This window comes from Rosenbergiella collisarenosi, assembly GCF_018494085.1.
Taxonomy (GTDB): Bacteria; Pseudomonadota; Gammaproteobacteria; order Enterobacterales; family Enterobacteriaceae; genus Rosenbergiella; species Rosenbergiella collisarenosi.
Genome location: NZ_JABBFP010000007.1, coordinates 82,774 through 102,204 on the forward strand (window position 1 = coordinate 82,774; position 19,431 = coordinate 102,204).

Here is a 19,431-nt window from a genome sequence, read left to right on the forward strand (position 1 = left end):
CTATTCCTTTTTCTTTGTATGCCGAGTCAGGGCGATACCTGCACCGATAATAATTCCCACTAATCCCCACATCACTAGCAGTAGCGATAAACGAGGGCTTTGTCGGCTAATAGGGGGTTCTGGTGATTGTAAATATGACCAGCTGGTGAAGGACTTGATCGGTTTAGGCCCGGCGAGGAGTACCGCTAAGCGGGCTTGGTCATGTAACAGGCCCTCTGACGCAACGGGGCCGGTCTGCTCCAAAATAGCGATAGCAGCCTTAGTCTGGCTATCTGCCGATTGTGCCGCTTCGCTTCTGAGCTGATGAACTTGTTGGTCGTACGCTGCTTGGTTAGCCGCTTTTTCAAAGGTAATTTGTTGTTCTACTTTTGCCACTTGTGCTTGCCACGTGGCTAACAGATCCTGCTGAACTTGGCTGGCGACTTGTTGACCCGTGAAGGTCAAATATCGAGTGAGAAGCTGGCTCCCCTTCGCGGCGCTATCTGCAGTTAGCGTTATGGTATCCACCGTGCCATGCAGTTTATCTCCCGCAGTAAACTGCATACTGGTAATTTCACGATCGAGTAATAGCGGAGTGAGCGTTTTCCCTCCATCCTTACTCGCTTGCTGCAGCCAGAACCGACGACGATTATCCACCGAGGCAAGCTGTTGTAAGAACTGTTGGTACACAGCGTCTATAACAGTATCTATGTTAAGTGTATCGCCATCAGCCGCGGGCTCAGAATATGTGCTGAGTTGACTCAGTTTTGATAACTCTTGGTAATAGTCGGCTATCTTTGTCAAATCCGGCCGTGTGACTTGCGCCACAGTCACCCATTTTTGGGGGGCTACCAACGTATACGCCCACGCTAATACCAGACCTAAGAACAGCCCCAATCCTAACCAGCGCTTTCCGTGCCAGAGGCGTTGAAGACAGTTTTTCACATCAAGTTCGTTATCGATAGCAGAAGAATGCATGAGTTAATCCTTTATTTGTCCATCACGCGCTTTACAGCGTAGTTGCCATGCCCGCTTATTACGCCGAATACGGCGCGAGACGCGCCAAGCATGCTTTAAGCAATACCCGTAAACAAAAAATGCCACGAGAAAGAGCAGCATCATGAACCATTCTGGAATGAAATCGAAAAATTCGCCCATCACACCAATCGCCGCCAATAGAGCAGCAGCTAACGTGATCAGAACAAAGGCCTGGCGCGAGGTAAAACCCGCTCGCATAATCAAGTGATGGATATGCTGACGGTCTGCAGTGAAAGGACTTTGACCTTTACGCAGACGACGGTACATGATGGCTACCATATCCATTAATGGGATAGCGATCAGCCATAATGCGGTGACCGGCCGTAGCGGATGTTGCTCTCCCTGACTAGCATCCAGCAGTATCCAAATGATGGTAAAGCCGATCATTGTGCTGCCGGCATCGCCCATAAACACTTTATAGCGACGGCCCAAAATACCCAGATTTAATAGTATGTAAGGGAGGATGGCGGCAATCAGGGCAAAACACCAAAATGCGAGACTTGGTTGACCTTGATTATAGAGGATCAGTCCGAGTGCACCGAACGTGACGCAAGAAAGCCCACCGAGCAGCCCATCGATACCATCGACCATATTAAAGGCGTTGATCGCCGCCCATACGGCAAACAGGGTGATGACATAACCGAAAGGCCCGACACGTAGTTCAATAGGGCCCAGTATGAAACCTAATGAATGAAGATAGAGATTAGCAACCACCATCATGATGATAGCGATGGCCGCTTGTACCGATGCCCTGATTTTAACGCTGATATCGAATTTATCATCGATCATACCGACGAACACCAATACCCCTGCGCACGCGAGGAATAGCATGTCATGAGGTTGATAGTAATTGGTAATAAGAAACGCAAAGCACACGCCAGCAAAGACGGAGATGCCTCCGACTAGAGGTACCGCTCCTTGATGCCGCTTTCTGAAATTAGGCTTGTCCACTAGACCCACTTTTTTAGCAACCTTGCGCGCCAAAAAAAGGAAAATCAATGAAAAGAGAAACGTCAGTCCTAATTCAACACTCATATTGAGCACATTCACATTCAAGCTCTCTATCGTAACACGTGCGGAGTAAATCCATTTCAGGACGTTAATGCTATATGCATTAAAAAAAAAACGCCACGTAAACACGTGACGTTTCTTAACTTTACAATAAATCTGCGCTAAACGCTTTGTTTAGCTTCTCAGAATTACGAACGTTTCATCATATCAAAAAATTCGTCGTTCGTTTTTGTCATCGCTAACTTATTGATAAGGAATTCCATCGCATCGATTTCACCCATCGGGTGAATAATCTTACGTAAAATCCACATTTTCTGTAATTCTTCCGAAGACGTGAGTAACTCTTCTTTACGTGTTCCTGAGCGATTGTAATCAATAGCAGGGAATACACGCTTTTCAGCAATTTTACGTGAGAGGTGAAGTTCCATGTTGCCGGTACCTTTGAACTCTTCGTAGATGACTTCATCCATCTTAGATCCGGTATCGACCAAAGCAGTCGCGATGATAGTGAGGCTACCACCTTCTTCTACGTTACGTGCAGCACCGAAGAAGCGCTTCGGACGGTGTAGAGCATTTGCATCAACACCACCGGTCAATACTTTACCTGAGGCAGGGACAACGGTGTTGTAAGCACGAGCCAGACGTGTGATTGAGTCCAATAGGATGATGACGTCTTTCTTATGCTCAACCAAGCGTTTAGCTTTTTCGATAACCATCTCGGCGACTTGGACGTGGCGAGAAGCCGGTTCGTCGAAAGTCGAGGCAATAACTTCGCCTTTAACCAAACGTTGCATCTCGGTGACTTCTTCTGGACGTTCGTCGATCAGTAGAACCATCAGGACGCAGTCTGGGTGGTTGTAAGCGATACTTTGCGCAATATTCTGCAGCAACATCGTTTTACCCGCTTTAGGCGGTGCCACGATCAATCCACGTTGGCCACGACCAATCGGCGACGCTAAATCTAATACGCGAGCCGTTAAGTCTTCTGTCGAACCATTCCCCCGCTCCATGCGTAAGCGACTATTCGCGTGCAGAGGTGTTAAGTTTTCAAATAGGATTTTATTACGGGCGTTTTCAGGCTTGTCGAAATTAACTTCATTAACTTTCAGTAGCGCGAAATAACGTTCACCTTCTTTAGGCGGACGGATTTTGCCGGCGATGGTGTCGCCTGTACGAAGGTTGAAACGTCGAATTTGACTTGGAGAAACGTAGATATCATCGGGGCCGGCGAGGTAGGAACTGTCTGCGGAACGGAGGAAACCAAATCCATCCTGCAATATTTCCAGCGCACCATCACCAAAGATGTCTTCGCCACTTTTCGCATGCTGTTTCAGTATGGCGAAAATAATGTCTTGTTTACGCATGCGCGCGAGGTTTTCTAACCCCATATTTTCACCCAGTGAAATTAATTCAGACACTGGAGTATTTTTTAATTCGGTAAGATTCATAGTGATGGATTCTTGACTTGGGGTACTTCTTGGAATGTTAGTCATGAGTGGTCGGAACTGTCCCACGCCTGTTATCGATAATATCGTTTAGTATCAGCCTTGGTCATTCGCAGAAAGCGATGAGGCTGCATTATTTATTAAAGTGGAGATTCCACTGATGTTACCAAACCTGTTAAAACTCGATGATGGACAACACGTTTGATGAGGAATCTAGATTCTGACTACAGGTAAGATCGTAATGCAGTAATAATAACTTAGCATGTCACTCAAGAGACGTCCAGTGATAGCACAAAAATAAACCATCACTGGCATCTCAGAGAGTATTAACCGAGGTTAGCGTTTAAAAACTCTTTCAGCTGGCCTTTAGATAATGCACCTACTTTGGTCGCGATGACTTCGCCTGCTTTGAAAAGCAGTAAAGTAGGGATACCGCGAATACCATACTTAGGCGCAGTCTCTGGATTATCGTCGATATTGAGTTTCGCGATAGTCAGTTTGCCTTCGTATTCGTCGGCGATTTCATCGAGGATTGGGGCAATCATTTTACAAGGACCACACCACTCAGCCCAGAAATCGACCAGGGTAACGCCTTCAGCTTTAAGTACATCAGTATCAAAGCTACTGTCGGTTAGGTGAACAATTTTTTCGCTGCTCATAGTTGGCTCCACAAATTTATGCCTGGTGAATCGGCTTCTATAAAATCAATATAGTTAACTTTATTTCAATTTATACGCTTTCGTAAAGCGCCAATAAGCTGATATTCTACCACACTATGAGCAAAACACACTTAACAGAAAAGAAGTTTTCCGACTTCGCCCTGCACCCTCTGGTGATTAAAGCCCTTGATACCAAAGGCTTTACGCAATGTACGCCTATCCAAGCGTTAACATTGCCTTATGCTCTTGCTGGGCATGACATCGCAGGTCAGGCGCAAACCGGTACCGGAAAAACGATGGCGTTCCTAACGTCAACGTTTCATTATCTCTTAACTCGACCTGCTACCGAAGCGCGTCAAGTCAACCAACCCCGCGCCTTGATCATGGCACCGACGCGTGAATTAGCGGTTCAAATTCATGCTGATGCAGAGCCATTAGCGCAGGAAACTGGTATAAAAATCGGCCTTGCCTATGGCGGCGATGGCTACGACAAACAGTTAAAAGTGCTCGCCCAAGGTGTCGATATTCTTATCGGGACGACAGGCCGCATCATTGATTACGTCAAACAAAACCACGTCGATTTAGGTGGATTACAAGTATTGGTTCTTGATGAAGCCGATCGTATGTTTGATCTTGGGTTTATCAAAGATATTCGTTGGCTAATTCGTAAAATGCCACCGGCAACGCAACGTTTGAGCATGCTGTTCTCGGCCACGCTGTCTTACCGTGTGCGTGAACTGGCTTTCGAGCATATGCATAACGCTGAGTATGTAGAAGTCGAGCCTGAACAAAAAACCGGCCATCGTATTAAAGAAGAGCTATTTTATCCTTCTAACGAAGAAAAAATGCGCTTATTGCAAACGCTAATCGAAGAAGAGTGGCCAGATCGGGCAGTCATATTCGCTAACACAAAATATCGCTGCGAAGATATTTGGGGCCACCTTGTCGCCGATGGACACCGTGTCGGGCTATTAACCGGCGATGTTCCACAGAAAAAACGTCTACGTATCCTTGAAGATTTCACGCAAGGTAATATCGACATCCTCGTGGCAACTGACGTCGCGGCGCGCGGCTTACATATCCCGGAAGTGACACACGTTTTCAACTACGATCTCCCTGATGATCGAGAAGACTATGTGCACCGCATTGGCCGTACGGGGCGCGCGGGTGCGAGCGGAAATTCGATCAGCTTGGCCTGTGAAGAGTTTTCCTTAAACCTTCCTGGTATCGAGGAGTACATTGGTCACAATATCCCTGTAAGTAAATACAACAGTGATGCCCTATTGACCGATCTCCCGGCACCTAAGCGTTTTCCTCGTCCGCGTTCCCAAAACAATCAGCGTCGTGGGAATAACAGTAATCGCCGTGGTAACCAGCCACGTAACAATAACCGCAACAAACGTACAGGCTAACCACCATGCGAAGCGCATCATCACTCCATGCTGCCATTGATTTGGGTTCAAACAGTTTTCACCTGTTGGTGGTGCGCGAGATTTCAGGGTCACTCCAAACGGTGGCCAGGATAAAACGTAAAGTCCGTTTAGCGGCAGGGTTAGATTCGAGCAATCGGCTCTCTGAAGAGGCAATGCAGCGCGGGCTACATTGCCTAGCCTTATTCGCCGAGCAGCTTGAACACGTCCCGCTGACACAAATTCGCGCGGTGGCGACTGCAACGTTGCGAATTGCCAGCAATGCGGAAGATTTTCTTATCCGTGCGCGCGCTATATTGGGTTTACCGATCGAGGTTATTTCCGGCGAAAAAGAAGCTCAGCTGATCTACCAAGGTGTAGCGCAAACTACGAGTGGGCCTGACCAGCGCTTAGTCGTGGATATTGGTGGAGGTAGCACCGAATTAGTGACCGGTATCGGCACTGAATCGACGGCGCTATTTAGCCTATCCATGGGCTGTGTAACTTGGCTGGAACGCTACTTTACCGACCGCTACCTCACGCAAGAAAATTTTGATCGTGCGCAGGCGGCGGCGAGAGCGGAAATTAGTAAAGTCAAACAAACATTGATCGCTAAAGGGTGGCAGATCTGTGTCGGAGCATCCGGAACAGTACAAGCCTTACAAGAGATCATGGTTGCCCAGGGCATGGATGAGCAGATTACGCTTGCTAAGCTTGAGCAACTCAAACAACGCGCCATCCAATGCGGAAAGTTGGAGGAGCTTGAGATAGACGGCCTAACTCTCGAACGTGCGCTCGTCTTCCCAAGCGGTTTGTCGATCCTGTTGGCTATTTTCCATGAGCTTTCTATCACACGGATGAGCTTAGCGGGAGGCGCTCTGCGAGAAGGCTTGATCTATGGGATGATCACCCTACCCGTCGATAAAGATATCCGTAAACGGACACTGGAGACTACCCAGCAACGTTTCGCGATAGATGTTGAGCAAGCAGAGAGAGTCAAAGCAACCTGTTCGATATTACTGCAACAAGTCACGGGTCACTGGCCGCTTAGCGAATACTGCCAGCAGCTTTTATTTAGTGCTGCTGCGTTACATGAGTTAGGATTAGCCATCAATTATCGTCATGGGACTGAAAATAGCGCCTATCTCATCAGGCAGCTAGAGCTACCCGGCTTCACTCCTGCTCAGAAGCAGCTGGTCGCCGCGATTATTGCCAACCAAAAGGGTAATATTGACCTACCAAGCCTTAGCCAGCAGAGCGCGCTACCCTTACAGCAAGCAGAGCAGCTCTGTCGGCTCTTCCGTTTAGCGATTATACTTTGCAGTACCCGTTCCCCTGTCGATGTGAATACCTTTCGCCTGTCGGGAGAAGGTAACCATTTAATATTACATCTCAACAAGGAATGGGCACAGAGCCATCCCTATCGCTTAGAACTCTTACAGCAGGAAGAGCATTTACAAAGTTACGTTCATTGGGCTTTTACGCTTAGTCTCTAATTGTTTTTAGAGCGATTAAGCATATCGCGCAAACCCGCGACTCGACTCTGGCTTTTAATCATTCTTTCTTCACTGCTTAGCGCTTTTTTCTGCTCTTCGTAGTGAAGGTCGTCTTGGGGTAACTCAAGTAGAAAACGGCTCGGTTCTGGGCGATTAATCTCGCCATATTGCCGACGTTCCCGACATAAAGTGAATGTAAGCTCTTTTTGCGCTCGAGTGATCCCAACATAGGCTAATCGCCGCTCTTCATCGATGTTGTTTTCGTCAATACTACTCTGATGCGGTAGCAGACCCTCCTCCATCCCAACCAAGTAGACATAAGGGAATTCAAGGCCTTTCGACGCATGTAGCGTCATTAGCTGTACCTGGTCAAGCTCTTCCTCACTTTCCCCCCGCTCCATCATATCGCGTAGGGTAAAGCGAGTAACGACCTGTGTTAACGTCATTGGCTCGTCTAACTCTGAACCAGAAAGCATTTCTGTCATCCACTGAAATAGCATATTGACGTTCTTCATCCGCATCTCCGCGGCCTTGGTACTCGCCGAGCTCTCATATAACCAACTCTCGTAGTCGATACCACGGATCAGATCCCTGACTGCGGTAAGGGGTTCACGCTCACTGAGCTGGATGATTGAGGAGAACCACTCGGTAAAGCCTTGTAGGCTCTTTAGCCCGCGACCTGATAGCGTTTCCGCCAAGCCGAGATCGAAACTCGCCCGAAATAGGCTCTTATTACGGAGATTGGCCCACTCTCCTAGCTTCTGTAAAGTCGCTGACCCAATTTCACGGCGTGGAGTATTCACAATCCGTAAGAAGGCGCTGTCGTCATCGACGTTAGTCATTACACGAAGATAGGCCAACACATCTTTAATTTCGGGGCGAGAAAAGAAGGAATTCCCCCCGGAAATACGGTAAGGAATACGGTTCTGCATCAGTAGCTTTTCGAACACCCGTGATTGATGATTGCCTCGATAGAGAATGGCGTAATCACCATACTGTGTTTTGTTGATAAAATGGTGCGCAATCAGCTCTCCGGCCACGCGTTCAGCCTCATGATCCTCATTATTGGTATGGATCACTTTTAAGGTCTCACCCTCACCAAGCTGAGAAAACAACTTCTTCTCAAAGACATGCGGATTATTGGCAATTAAAATATTTGCAGCCCGTAAGATCCGCTGAGAGGAGCGATAATTTTGCTCAAGTTTAATCACTTCGAGCTGGGGAAAATCCTCTTTAAGTAGCACGAGGTTCTGCGGCCGCGCACCGCGCCAAGAATAAATAGACTGATCATCATCGCCCACTACGGTAAAGCGTGCCCGGGCGCCAACGAGCAACTTCACTAATTGATACTGGCTGGTATTGGTATCTTGATATTCATCGACTAAGAGGTAACGAATCCGTTGTTGCCAGCGATCACGTACCTCCTCATTGTCACGTAACAATAAGGTGGGCTTAAGAATGAGATCATCGAAATCCAGCACATTACACGCGCGCAAATGCTGATCGTATAAGTGGTAGCACTTCGCAAAAAGTTGGTCACGCTCCGAACGAGCGATGGCTGCGGCCTGCATTGGATCGATTAAGTCGTTTTTCCAATTGGAAATCGTTGACGTCAGTTGCTGAAGGAGATCTTTATCTTCTTGTAACCAAGGTTGAGTGAGATCTTTCAATAACGCGAGTTGGTCTTGATCATCGAATAACGAAAAGTTAGCTTTCATACCTAGTGCTTTAACTTCACGTTTAATAATTTCCAGACCTAGGGTATGGAACGTAGATATTTGTAACCCGCGCGCTTCTTTGCGCCCAAGGGTTTGTGCGACACGCTCTTTCATTTCTCGTGCCGCTTTGTTGGTAAAAGTCACCGCGGCAATATGCCGTGCTTGATAGCCGCTCTGCCTAATTAACCAAGCGATTTTGTTAGTAATAACACGTGTTTTACCTGAACCCGCACCAGCTAAAACTAAGCAAGGACCGGTCACGGCTTCAACCGCGTGCTGCTGGCTGGGATTAAGACGCATAAAAAAATCGCTCAATGAACTGTGAAGAAAGTGGTATATAGGGCGGTAAGTATACACTTACGATGGTTAGGAAAAAATATCATGGCTAAAACTGCAGCCGCGTTACATATATTAGTTAAACAGAAGGCACAAGCGGAAACGTTACTGACGGCGTTACAGCAAGGTGCGCACTTTCAGACACTCGCAAAGAAACATTCAACCTGCCCCTCCGCTAAACAGGGTGGCGATCTTGGCGAGTTTCGACGGGGACAGATGGTGCCTGCTTTTGATAAAGCAGCTTTTACCTGCCCGTTATTAACGCCATACGGACCGATAAAAACCGCTTTTGGTTACCATATCATCAAGGTGTTATGGCGTAATTAATGCCCTTGAGCCAAAGACGTGCCCGTCGCCTCACTTGGACTTTCCTCGCCATCGGCGATCACATCGTTATATTCCGCTTGTAACTGCTCAACGGTAGGCCCCTGAGCAGTCTCTGGATGTAACAAAACTAGGCTAGCGGGTTGAGAGAGTTGCTGATGCAATTCATGGTTTACCGCTTCAAGCGTCAAGCTAGCGAGAAATTCTTGGCGTAACTTCTGATATTGCTCAGGGGCGATATCAACCATCGAGTTTTGCTGAGACCGTAAGCGTTGCATCATCAACATATCAGTCGGCGTGCGGGCATAGGTCGCAAAGAGCCCATTAAGTTCGGTGGTTTTCTTCGCGAGTAATTGGTCGAATTCAGCTTGTGTCAGGCCCTGATCACGTAGCTTAACCATTTCATGCCCTACCGCTGCTAATTGCTTCGATAAGTTATCCCCTTGTGCATCGATTTTTAGCCCACATTGCGCACGCGCAAAGAGGATCTGACATTGTAAATCGACCGGTTCAATCTCTGCCTGCTTTAGCTCGATACCACTTTGTAAGTGCCAATATAGCGCTTCACGGGTGAGGTCAGAAAGCCAGTAATGCTCTAGGCTTTGTGAGTCTTGAACAGGCAACCACATAGCATCCCAATTCATCACCAAGCGCGGGGTTCGTAGGCCATTGTCCACGACACTGATGGGTTGAGAAGAGAGAGGGGAAAGCACAGGAACCGGCGTTGGTACCTTTCTTTTTCCTTTTAGTACACCAAAGGTTTTAGAAATCTGTTCAATGATCGCCCTATTTTCGACATTGCCAACGATATAGAGGGTCATCGCATCCGGCGTATACCATTGGTGGTAGTACTGGAGCAGTGGCTGTGTATTAGTTAACGCACTTGGCTGTTCACTGGGATCATGGTTAAGTAATGCAGAATTTTGTAGACGGTAACGCCATAAAGAATCTTGCGTATTATCAGGCCAGGTCGCCGTCGGGTCAGAAGCCTTGAGTGCTGTCGAGACCGTAGTGGACGTAACTTGCATATCACCAGCGGTCGCCGCTAGCCACTCTAGTGCCGACTTGATTAAGTCCGGCCGGTTGATAGGTAAGCTTAAGTTGTACTGCGTATAATTGTACGACGTAATAACCGGCGGTAATACACCTGATTTTGACATATCGGCATGCCAAAGCGTACGTTGCTGATCAGGCGTTAACGCGGCGTTGTGCACCATCGCTAAGCGAGCAATGAGATGACTGAATCCACGCTGTGAAGGCGTTTCACTTAAAGAGCCTGAATTAACGACCAACCGTAATTCAACACGGTCTGAAGGACGCTGGGGAGTAGTCAGCACTTGCCAACTAAAACCGTTACTCAACTGACCTTGTTGCCAAGCCGGATCAGGATGTAAAGGTTCTGCGTTAACGGAGAAGCTAAACGCTGAAAATAGCACTCCGCCAACCCAGAGCAGCGATTTAATGCCCGGCATGAGGACCTCTAGGATTAATAGTGAGAATAGGACTGTGTAGCTACTTAGACCGCAGGAAACGCCAAATATTCACCGGCGAGTAAAAAGAGCAGTCTTAGCCTATCGCCATTATCCAACTCTCAGCCACAAGGGCAAGCCTCTCGCTTCGCTATAAACATCTTTTAACGAAAAAAGAGTAAAAGCGGAGAAAAAAGCATCTATTCGCCCCTCGTCCTACTAAGATAACCACCGCTGAGTAAATTCTGCTTCGGGTAGTGCCGGAGAATAGAGGTATCCTTGTGCTATACGTATGCCGCGCTCAAGCAACCAATCACGCTGTACTTCTGTTTCTACGCCTTCGGCTACAACGTCGAGATGAATGATATCTGAAATAGCGGCGATTACGCGTACCATCTTATCATCCACAGGCAGGTCAGAAACAAAACTCCGGTCGAGTTTGATTCTTCGTACAGGGAGAGAACGGAACTGATGCAGGTAATGTAAGTTTGAGTATCCCATCCCAAAATCATCTAGAACCATGGAGACACCCGCTTGTTCGATGGGGCGTAGCACTTTCATCACCCAGGCGGTATTGGTAATTTGCGCGGTTTCTGTAATTTCGAGTACTAAGGTTCCCGGTTGAATGTTGTAGTCTATCAGGAGTTGCTTAAGGAACTCTACCGTCGAGCTATCGCGTAATTGGGCAGCTGAGAGATTGACGCTTAATGGCAGCTTGATGCCTTTCGCTTGCCAACTCGCGAGAATACGACAAGCCTCTTGAAATACCCAGCGGCCGATTTCTGGCATGACACCAATTTCTTCGGCGGTCGTAATAAAGTCTTCGGGTAAAGAGTAACGCCCATCATCGCGACAAACGCGCAGCAGTGCCTCCGCTCCCGTAATGTGTCCAGTCTTCATATCGACCTGAGGTTGCAGAAAAAGTGCGTATTGCTTCTCTTGAATACCTTTTAAGATCTCTTTTATTTGTCGGAGTCGCCGATGCGATTTTTCCGTCATTTCTTGATCGAAAAACAGAGCTTGGTTAATCCCCTTCGCCACTGCACTCTGCATCGCAGCTACCCCAAACTCAAGGAGCGACGCCGCACTCATCTTATCCGGTGTCGCATAGGCGATGCCGATATGCGCCTGTGCCTGTAAATACAGGTTATCAACAGTGAAAGGAGCCGTTAAGGCGGCTATATAGGTTTCCGCCAGCCTCATTAAAGAGAGAGGTGCCGGTGAATACTTGAAAATTAAAACGAATTGGTTATCGGCTAACTGTCCAACAAGAATATCCTCACTGACCAATTCACCTATTTTCTTAGCAAATAGCTGTTTCACTTCACGCTGAGTCTCTGACCCAAGAAGGCTATCGAGCGGGGCGACTTTCACCACCATTACTGCAACTTCGCTAGGTTGTATCGCCATATGCTGCTCGATAATTTCCAGCACCAGTGCTTGAGTCGGCAATTTTGTCAGGGGGTCACGCGTTGTCGCTTGCTCAAGCTGCTCATAGAGGGTACCACTCATACGCTGTCGATGATTAATTCCGCGCACTAACACGCCGATTTCATCGCCTCTATGCCCTGCAGGTAAAGGTACTTCTACTTCGGACCCGCAATACGGTAGGCTTTGAAGCGAACGCGCGACATGGCGTAATGGATATACAACAAGCCGGTTGATGAACCAACTGATCGATATCGAAAGTACTAGGGCCAGTAACAAATAGGTGACAACCATAGTCCCTATCGTTGAACGAATAAACTGATAGACGCGTGTCGAATCGGCTTCCAACATCAAGGTTGCGAGCGGCTTGGGCATGCCGACATGTTCCGGTGAGTAGAGGGGCAACGAAATGATTACTGGTAAGTTAAAGAGGTGGGCGATCAGCGCAGGAACCGTATCATAATCAGTAAAATCGACCTGCAATGCTTGAAAACCATCAGGAAGAGTGATTTCCGCTTTACCTAAAACCCCGGCAGGCTTTAGCGAATTCAATAAGCGCTGAGCGTCTTCAATGTTTCCACGTAATACCGCATCGGACAGAGGCTGACGAATTGTATGTGCAATATTTTCCATTTGTTGCGCGTATTCAATGCGACGTTGGCCAACAAAATGAAAGAGCTGAATAACAGTAAAGATACAGACAACCACGATGACCACAGAGGAAACTGTTGCCATTTGTTTAATTGTCAGTGAGCGGTGCACGCGCAATGGATAGCCATCCTTCTCGAATTACAGAAATTGTTCAAAATTAAGTATATCCCAGCCTTTTACCCTAAGTGTCAGGAATTATCCATTAATCTAGTATTTTTGATTAATTATTTTAAATTTTGAAAATGGCAGATAGCTTCCTTGCTTACGGATCAATCCTTAACGATACCCTTATTATCCCTCGACATAAAAACAGGCAACACTTTGATTATCATAATCTTTTAATAATGGCTGTTGCTGTTCACATTTCGCCATTTTGAAGCGACAGCGAGCGGCAAAGGCACAACCCGTAGGGGGATTTAGGGGGCTCGGCAACTCCCCCGTTAATTTTATCCGCACTTGCTTGTCCTGGCTGTTTAATCGAGGAGTGGCCGAGAGTAAAGCCTGCGTATAAGGGTGCAAAGGTTGCTTAAATATCGATTTCTTCGGACCTTTTTCTACACACCGTCCAAGATACATCACCATAACTTCGTCCGCGATATGTTCCACCACGGAAAGATCGTGAGAGATAAAAATATACGATAGCCCTAACTCTTGCTGGAGTTCCATCATAAGGTTGAGCACCTGCGCTCTCACTGACACGTCTAAAGCAGAAACCGGTTCATCTGCAATCAAGACCTCCGGATTTAACATTAAGCCGCGTGCTATCGCTATTCTCTGCCGCTGTCCTCCTGAAAACATATGTGGATATCGTTCATAATGTTCGGTTTTAAGGCCGACTTTACTCATTATCGCTAATACTTTTTCACGTCGTTCCGCCTTAGACAAATCAGTATTAATGATCAGTGGTTCTTCGAGAATCTGGCTGATCTTTTTTCTTGGATTCAGCGATGCATAAGGGTTTTGGAAAATGATCTGGATTTTTTTCCGGCGTAATATTTGTGCCTGACGGTCAGCTTGTAGTAGATCGCGGCCATTCCAATACAGCTCACCCGCGGTAGGCACTTCAATCATTGTTAGTAATCGACCCAGCGTCGACTTACCACAACCAGACTCCCCCACTACTGCCAGCGTTTTTCCTCTCGCCAGCGTGAATGAGATTCCGTCCAAGGCTTTCACTAAAGCCGATTTTCCCCAGAGGCCTGTTTTAACCGGATAATATTTTGTTAATGCTTTTGCCTCAATAAGCCATGGTTGTTCGCCGTTATGCGTCATAACTCGGCCTCCCCGATGTATTCAATGGATAATGACATTTCACTTGGCGACCTTCGTATTCACGAATTTCTGGCTCTTGTCGACGACAAATATCCGATACATAAGGGCAGCGCGGGCTGAGTAAACAGCCCAGGGGGCGGTCGTACTTACCTGGGACCACTCCGGGTAAAGAGTCTAGTTTCGCTTTATCAGTAGAAAATTCGGGTAGTGCATTGAGTAGCGCCTGGGTATAGGGGTGCCGGGGAGTCGTGAAGATGTCTTCCGCCCTACCAATTTCGACGACTTGCCCCGCGTACATGACGATAATTTGCTGAGCCGATTGTGCCACTAACGCTAAATCATGAGTAATGAGGATCAGCGCCATGTCTTCTTGCTGCTGTAACTCGAGGAGTAACTCGATAATCTGCGCTTGTATCGTTACATCTAAAGCAGTAGTAGGTTCATCCGCTATTAATAGTTTCGGTTTACAGGCGATCGCCATTGCAATCATGATACGTTGGCTCATTCCACCAGAGAGCTGATGTGGGTAGACATTGAGTCGCGATTGCGGATCAGGAATACCGACTCGTTCCAATAGAGAAATCGCCTGTTGTCGTCTGCCTCGTCGACTCCCTCCTTGATGTACCTTAATCGCTTCCATAATCTGAAAACCTATGGTGAAGCAAGGGTTTAGGCTCGTCATTGGGTCCTGAAAAATCATGGCAATATCTGCACCAACGATTTTACGTCGCTGCTTTGCTGATATTTGCTGTAGATCCTTGGCCCCAAAATGGAGACCCTCTGCGAGGACTCTGCCAGGGAAGTCAATCAACCCCATGATGGCCAGAGAGCTCACTGACTTACCAGAACCTGACTCGCCAACGATACCAATCACCTGTCCAGCATCGACACGGTAACTGATGCGATCCACGGCTTTAAACGGTGCGGCGGGATCCCCAAACTGCACCGAAAGATTATTTACGTTTAATAATGTCATTTCGATGCCTTCTATTGTTTGAGTTTAGGATCGAGCGCATCACGTAAGCCATCGCCGACTAGGTTGAAAGCAAGAACAGTCAGCAGGATCACCACGCCCGGGAAAGTGACTACCCACCATGCACTCGCGGCATACTGTAAGACATCCGATAGCATCGTCCCCCACTCAGGGGTCGGCGGTTGTGCTCCCATACCAAGAAACCCCAGCGCGGCCATATCCAGAATGGCATTAGAGAAGCCTAACGACGCTTGAACAATCAATGGCGCTAAACAGTTGGGGAGGATATTAATGAACATCTGACGATAGGCGCTGGCTCCAGCAACATTCGAAGCAATCACGTAATCTCGCTGCGTCTCCACGAGGACCGCTGCACGCGTTAGTCTTATGTAGTGTGGTAGCGCGACAAAGGTTAACGCTATAGAAGCATTCCAAATAGAGGGGCCAAAGATCGCTACCAGTACTAAAGCCAGTAATAGGCTAGGCAGCGCTAACATGATATCGACGATACGCATAATCGCCGCATCAATTATTCCGCCGAAGTAGCCCGCTACCAGCCCAAAAACCACACCAAAGATTAGCGACAGTAAAACGACTAGGCAGCCCACTAATAAGGAAAGACGCGCACCGTACATCAGTCGACTAAGAATATCGCGCCCTACATCATCGGTGCCTAAAATAAACCGCCAACTTCCCCCCTCTTGCCATACCGGTGGATGTAACAGCGCGTCTCGAAACTGTTCGGCGGAGCCATGAGGGGCAAGAATATTGGCAAAAATAGCCACAAGTAACATGACGAAAATGAAAATCGCCCCGACTAAAGCCCCTCTATTTTGACAGAAATAGACGATAAACTCTTGAAACGGCGTTACAGGCTTCATGGCGATTGTCTCACTATGCGTATCTGGAATAGACATACCTGCCTCCTATTTCTGATGTCTAATACGTGGGTTGATCACCCCGTATAAAATATCAACGATGAAATTCACCATGATAATTAAAATCGCGATGAGTAAGACACCGCCTTGTACGACAGGATAATCACGGCGTTGTAACGCTTCGATAAGCCAACGCCCCAATCCCGGCCACGAAAATATCGTCTCGGTAAGGATTGCTCCGGCCAATAGGGAGCCCACTTGCAGGCCGATAATAGTCACCACGGGCAACATGGCATTTCGTAAGGCATGCACGAGAATGACCCGTACTGGCGTCAACCCTTTGGCTCGAGCGGTACGGATGTAGTCCTCACCTAAGACTTCCAGCATGGCACTACGGGTCATGCGTACGATGACCGCGAGAGGGATGGTCCCTAAGACGATGGCGGGTAAGATAATATGCTGGACTGCATCCTTAAAATCCCCTGGTTCACCCCATAATAAGGTGTCAATTAACATAAACCCGGTTAGCGGTTTACTCTCATCTAAAAAGACAACATCACTGATCCGCCCAGCAACGGGTAAAAGATTGAGCTTTACGGAAACGAACATAATTAACATTATTCCCCACCAGAAAATCGGCATGGAATAACCGGCTAAGGAGATACTCACGGCAGTATGGTCGAAGACTGACCCTCGTTTAACCGCGGCCAATACCCCAACAGGAATACCGACAATGACCGCGAACACCATTGCACAAATACCCAGCTCTAGTGTTGCTTGAAAACGCGGAATAAACTCATTCCAGACAGGCGTACGACTACTTAGTGAGATACCTAAATCGCCGTGTAGAACCCCTTGGATATAGGTGAAGTACTGTTCCCAGATAGGTTGGTCTAAACCAAATTGATGCATTAGCGCCGCATGGCGTTCCGGCGAGATCCCCCGCTCACCCGCCATAATCATGATGGGGTCACCGGGGATAAGATGAACGAAAGCAAAGGTTAACAGCGTAATACCGATAAAGGTGGGGATCACCAACCCTAAGCGTCGAAGTATAAATTGCAGCATAAAAAATCTCATTATTTTCCCAGTCGTAACGCTGGGTCATCGCTCATCATGCTAACGGCGAAAAGCCGCTAATAGCTGGCACCTGGCAGTCAATAGCCAGGTGCGCAGGGACTAGTCTTTTATGTCAACATTTTCGAAATGATGTTTACCCAGTGGGTCGACAAGGTAACCAATAACCTTGTTACTTATCGGTTCGTACACCGTAGAGTGGGCAATGATGAGGGCTGGTGCTTGCTCATGCATAATCACTTGAGCCTGCTGATAGTAAGCGATACGTTTTTGATGATCACTTTCTGCGCGGGCTGGCTGAATTTGATCTTCAAAAGGCTTGTAGCACCAACGGGAGTAGTTCGAACCATCCTTCGCCGCCGTACAGCTAAACAACGTTGCAAAGAAATTATCTGGGTCCCCATTATCACCGGTCCAGCCCATCATGACGGTTTGATGCTCACCCGCTTTAGCACGTTTAAGATATTCACCCCATTCGTAAGTGACGATGTTAGCTTTAACGCCAATTTTGGCCCAGTCGGCTTGAATCATTTCAGCCATACGTCTTGCATTGGGGTTATAGGGGCGCTGTACAGGCATGGCCCATAAATCGATGGTGAAGCCATTTGCTAGCCCGGCAGCTTTAAGAAGAGACTTCGCTTTGTCAGGATCATAGCCATAATCTTTAATTGCTGAGTCGTAGCCCCACATCGTGGGTGGAATTAAATTCTTAGCTGCCTGCCCCGCCCCTTGGTAGACCGCTTTGATAATTGCCTCTTTATTTACAGCGTAATTAAGCGCCTGTCGGACTTGAACATTATCTAGCGGCTTTTTCTCGGTATTAAATGATAGGTAACCAACATTAAGACCGGGTTGCTGTAATAGCGTAATGGCTTTGTTTTGCCGCATTCCCGCAAGATCTGCAGGGTTAGGGAAGGCCATCACTTGGCATTCACCCTTTTGTAATTTTGCATAACGAACGGAGGCATCAGGCGTGATTGAAAAGACTAAGCGATCGATTTTAGCGTGAGGTCCCCAATAATCAGGGTTCGCTTTGTATAAAATACGCGAGTCTTTTTGGTATTGCTGCAAAATAAAGGGGCCTGTCCCGACAGGACTGAGATCGACTTTCTGCGGCGTACCCGCTTTAAGCATTGCATCCGCATACTCTTTCGAGAGAATAGAGGCAAAGTCCATGCCCAAATCCGCGAGGAACGGGGCTTCCGGACGAGTCAGTGTGATTTTTACGGTGAGATCATCGACCTTTTCGATACTTTGAAGCAGCTTAGGCATATCCATACCTTCAAAGTATTCGTAGCTACCTCCCGACACGTTATGGTAAGGATTATTTTTATCTAACTGGCGCTCAAAGGAGAACACGACATCGTCGGCATTGAGTGTTCGGCTAGGGGTAAAATCTTTGGTAGTTTGCCACTTAACCCCTGGACGGAGATGAAAGGTATACGTCTTACCATCAGGACTCACCTCCCAACGTTCTGCAAGGCCAGGTTGTAGCTCCGTCGTACCGACTTTGAATTCAACTAGACGGTTGTAGATAGGTACTGAGCTGGCATCGTAGGTCGTGCCGCTGGTAAATAATTGTGGATTAAAGCCTTCGGGAGAGGCTTCGGAGCAATAGACGAGCGTTTTAGCGCTCACTCCCCCGCTCAGCATTAGAGCACCGGTAAGAAACGCTAAAGACGATAACTGACGTAGCCGGAACCTGTTATTAACCATTGTATCTCCAGAAATGACGAGTGTTGTGTGCATTAATCCGCCGACGATGCTGGCGGTAAGTTAGAATTATTATTGTGTGCGCTCAGAAATAGAGATGCTTACAGCCTAATCTCCGGCTGGATAATGCCAATGTGGTCAAAGAGTGGGGAGGAAGTCAATAAATCTTGCGAGAATACGGAGGGCGGTAACAGAATTGTGATGGGATGTTGCCCTTTTACCATCAACCTACCGAATGTCCGTCCACCAGATATCGGGTGAACACTAGATGATTGCACTACAAAAGCGCGGAGGTTTAGTTGAAAGCTTTTATAAAAAAAGGCTCTATAAAAAGTGGAGAATCTGGCACGAAAGGTTTTTATCAGATACCCGGCATGCGCTATGAGGGAAAACAACAGGCAAAAAAAAACCTGAACAAATGTTCAGGTTTCTTAAATTTGGTCGGCGAGAGAGGATTCGAACCTCCGACCCACTGGTCCCAAACCAGTTGCGCTACCAAGCTGCGCTACTCGCCGATGGGGGCGCATATTACTGCGCTCCCCGCCTAGCGTCAAC

The 19,431-nt window shown here is 47.6% G+C and carries 15 protein-coding genes and 1 tRNA gene; 3 read left to right on the top strand and 13 right to left on the bottom strand.

The genetic code is table 11. The features are described from left to right. From HGT70_RS11725 to trxA, 4 genes are all read right to left on the bottom strand, one after another. Positions 1-957, bottom strand: a complete 957-nt coding sequence (locus tag HGT70_RS11725) for a Wzz/FepE/Etk N-terminal domain-containing protein (RefSeq protein WP_214195935.1) — start codon at positions 955-957, stop codon at positions 1-3. Positions 958-960: 3 nt separating this feature from the next. Next, complete coding sequence (gene wecA / locus HGT70_RS11730) at positions 961-2,052, bottom strand: UDP-N-acetylglucosamine--undecaprenyl-phosphate N-acetylglucosaminephosphotransferase (protein ID WP_214195936.1); 1,092 nt, start codon at positions 2,050-2,052, stop codon at positions 961-963. Positions 2,053-2,216: 164 nt separating this feature from the next. Beyond that, the gene (rho, locus tag HGT70_RS11735; RefSeq protein WP_071432587.1) at positions 2,217-3,476 is read right to left on the bottom strand and encodes a transcription termination factor Rho; all 1,260 of its coding nucleotides are present in this window, start codon (positions 3,474-3,476) and stop codon (positions 2,217-2,219) included. A 323-nt stretch (positions 3,477-3,799) separates the two neighbouring features. Beyond that, a complete protein-coding gene (gene trxA, locus HGT70_RS11740) occupies positions 3,800-4,132 on the bottom strand; it encodes a thioredoxin TrxA (protein ID WP_071432589.1) in 333 nt (110 codons plus the stop codon). Positions 4,133-4,248: 116 nt separating this feature from the next. Between trxA and rhlB the strand changes: the two genes are divergently transcribed. Next, on the top strand, positions 4,249-5,544 hold the full coding sequence (gene rhlB, locus HGT70_RS11745) for an ATP-dependent RNA helicase RhlB (RefSeq protein WP_071432591.1): 1,296 nt from the start codon (positions 4,249-4,251) through the stop codon (positions 5,542-5,544). A 5-nt stretch (positions 5,545-5,549) separates the two neighbouring features. Then, positions 5,550-7,037, top strand: a complete 1,488-nt coding sequence (gene gppA, locus HGT70_RS11750; protein WP_214195937.1) for a guanosine-5'-triphosphate,3'-diphosphate diphosphatase — start codon at positions 5,550-5,552, stop codon at positions 7,035-7,037. On the opposite strand, the gene rep is transcribed toward gppA, so the two are convergent. Then, entirely contained in the window at positions 7,034-9,055 is a 2,022-nt protein-coding gene (gene rep, locus HGT70_RS11755; protein ID WP_214195938.1) for a DNA helicase Rep, read from the bottom strand. The genes gppA and rep overlap by 4 nt on opposite strands. An 81-nt stretch (positions 9,056-9,136) precedes the next feature. Between rep and ppiC the strand changes: the two genes are divergently transcribed. Then, positions 9,137-9,418 carry a peptidylprolyl isomerase PpiC gene (gene ppiC / locus HGT70_RS11760; protein ID WP_214195940.1) on the top strand — a complete coding sequence of 94 codons (282 nt, stop codon included), beginning with the start codon at positions 9,137-9,139 and terminating at the stop codon, positions 9,416-9,418. On the opposite strand, the gene HGT70_RS11765 is transcribed toward ppiC, so the two are convergent. The 8 genes from HGT70_RS11765 to HGT70_RS11800 form a co-directional block, all read right to left on the bottom strand. Continuing rightward, positions 9,415-10,887, bottom strand: a complete 1,473-nt coding sequence (locus HGT70_RS11765) for a M16 family metallopeptidase (RefSeq protein ID WP_214195942.1) — start codon at positions 10,885-10,887, stop codon at positions 9,415-9,417. The genes ppiC and HGT70_RS11765 overlap by 4 nt on opposite strands. Positions 10,888-11,103: 216 nt before the next feature. Continuing rightward, a complete protein-coding gene (locus tag HGT70_RS11770) occupies positions 11,104-13,080 on the bottom strand; it encodes an EAL domain-containing protein (protein ID WP_214195944.1) in 1,977 nt (658 codons plus the stop codon). Between the two features lie 174 nt (positions 13,081-13,254). Continuing rightward, a complete protein-coding gene (locus HGT70_RS11775) occupies positions 13,255-14,235 on the bottom strand; it encodes a peptide ABC transporter ATP-binding protein (protein ID WP_214195945.1) in 981 nt (326 codons plus the stop codon). After that, positions 14,225-15,211, bottom strand: a complete 987-nt coding sequence (gene dppD, locus HGT70_RS11780) for a dipeptide ABC transporter ATP-binding protein (protein WP_214195946.1) — start codon at positions 15,209-15,211, stop codon at positions 14,225-14,227. The genes HGT70_RS11775 and dppD overlap by 11 nt, the downstream gene beginning before the upstream one ends. Before the next feature lie 11 nt (positions 15,212-15,222). Further along, positions 15,223-16,125, bottom strand: coding sequence for a dipeptide ABC transporter permease DppC (dppC, locus tag HGT70_RS11785; protein WP_214195947.1), 903 nt, complete (start codon positions 16,123-16,125; stop codon positions 15,223-15,225). 9 nt (positions 16,126-16,134) lie between these two features. Next, positions 16,135-17,154 carry a dipeptide ABC transporter permease DppB gene (gene dppB, locus HGT70_RS11790; protein ID WP_071432608.1) on the bottom strand — a complete coding sequence of 340 codons (1,020 nt, stop codon included), beginning with the start codon at positions 17,152-17,154 and terminating at the stop codon, positions 16,135-16,137. A 111-nt stretch (positions 17,155-17,265) separates the two neighbouring features. Further along, positions 17,266-18,816, bottom strand: coding sequence for a dipeptide ABC transporter periplasmic-binding protein DppA (gene dppA / locus HGT70_RS11795; protein WP_241569690.1), 1,551 nt, complete (start codon positions 18,814-18,816; stop codon positions 17,266-17,268). A gap of 498 nt (positions 18,817-19,314) precedes the next feature. After that, positions 19,315-19,391: transfer RNA gene (locus HGT70_RS11800), tRNA-Pro, on the bottom strand. Positions 19,392-19,431: the final 40 nt, after the last annotated feature.

Bases quoted from the DNA above. Each gene is read 5' to 3' on its own strand.
- rhlB (WP_071432591.1), top strand. From the start codon at position 4,249: ATGAGCAAAACACACTTAACAGAAAAGAAGTTTTCCGACTTCGCCCTG.
- dppD (WP_214195946.1), bottom strand. From the start codon at position 15,211: ATGACATTATTAAACGTAAATAATCTTTCGGTGCAGTTTGGGGATCCC.
- dppA (WP_241569690.1), bottom strand. From the start codon at position 18,816: ATGCTGAGCGGGGGAGTGAGCGCTAAAACGCTCGTCTATTGCTCCGAA.
- rep (WP_214195938.1), bottom strand. From the start codon at position 9,055: ATGCGTCTTAATCCCAGCCAGCAGCACGCGGTTGAAGCCGTGACCGGT.
- HGT70_RS11725 (WP_214195935.1), bottom strand. From the start codon at position 957: ATGCATTCTTCTGCTATCGATAACGAACTTGATGTGAAAAACTGTCTT.
- HGT70_RS11765 (WP_214195942.1), bottom strand. From the start codon at position 10,887: ATGCCGGGCATTAAATCGCTGCTCTGGGTTGGCGGAGTGCTATTTTCA.
- ppiC (WP_214195940.1), top strand. From the start codon at position 9,137: ATGGCTAAAACTGCAGCCGCGTTACATATATTAGTTAAACAGAAGGCA.
- HGT70_RS11775 (WP_214195945.1), bottom strand. From the start codon at position 14,235: ATGACGCATAACGGCGAACAACCATGGCTTATTGAGGCAAAAGCATTA.
- dppC (WP_214195947.1), bottom strand. From the start codon at position 16,125: ATGTCTATTCCAGATACGCATAGTGAGACAATCGCCATGAAGCCTGTA.
- rho (WP_071432587.1), bottom strand. From the start codon at position 3,476: ATGAATCTTACCGAATTAAAAAATACTCCAGTGTCTGAATTAATTTCA.
- trxA (WP_071432589.1), bottom strand. From the start codon at position 4,132: ATGAGCAGCGAAAAAATTGTTCACCTAACCGACAGTAGCTTTGATACT.
- gppA (WP_214195937.1), top strand. From the start codon at position 5,550: ATGCGAAGCGCATCATCACTCCATGCTGCCATTGATTTGGGTTCAAAC.
- dppB (WP_071432608.1), bottom strand. From the start codon at position 17,154: ATGCTGCAATTTATACTTCGACGCTTAGGGTTGGTGATCCCCACCTTT.
- wecA (WP_214195936.1), bottom strand. From the start codon at position 2,052: ATGAGTGTTGAATTAGGACTGACGTTTCTCTTTTCATTGATTTTCCTT.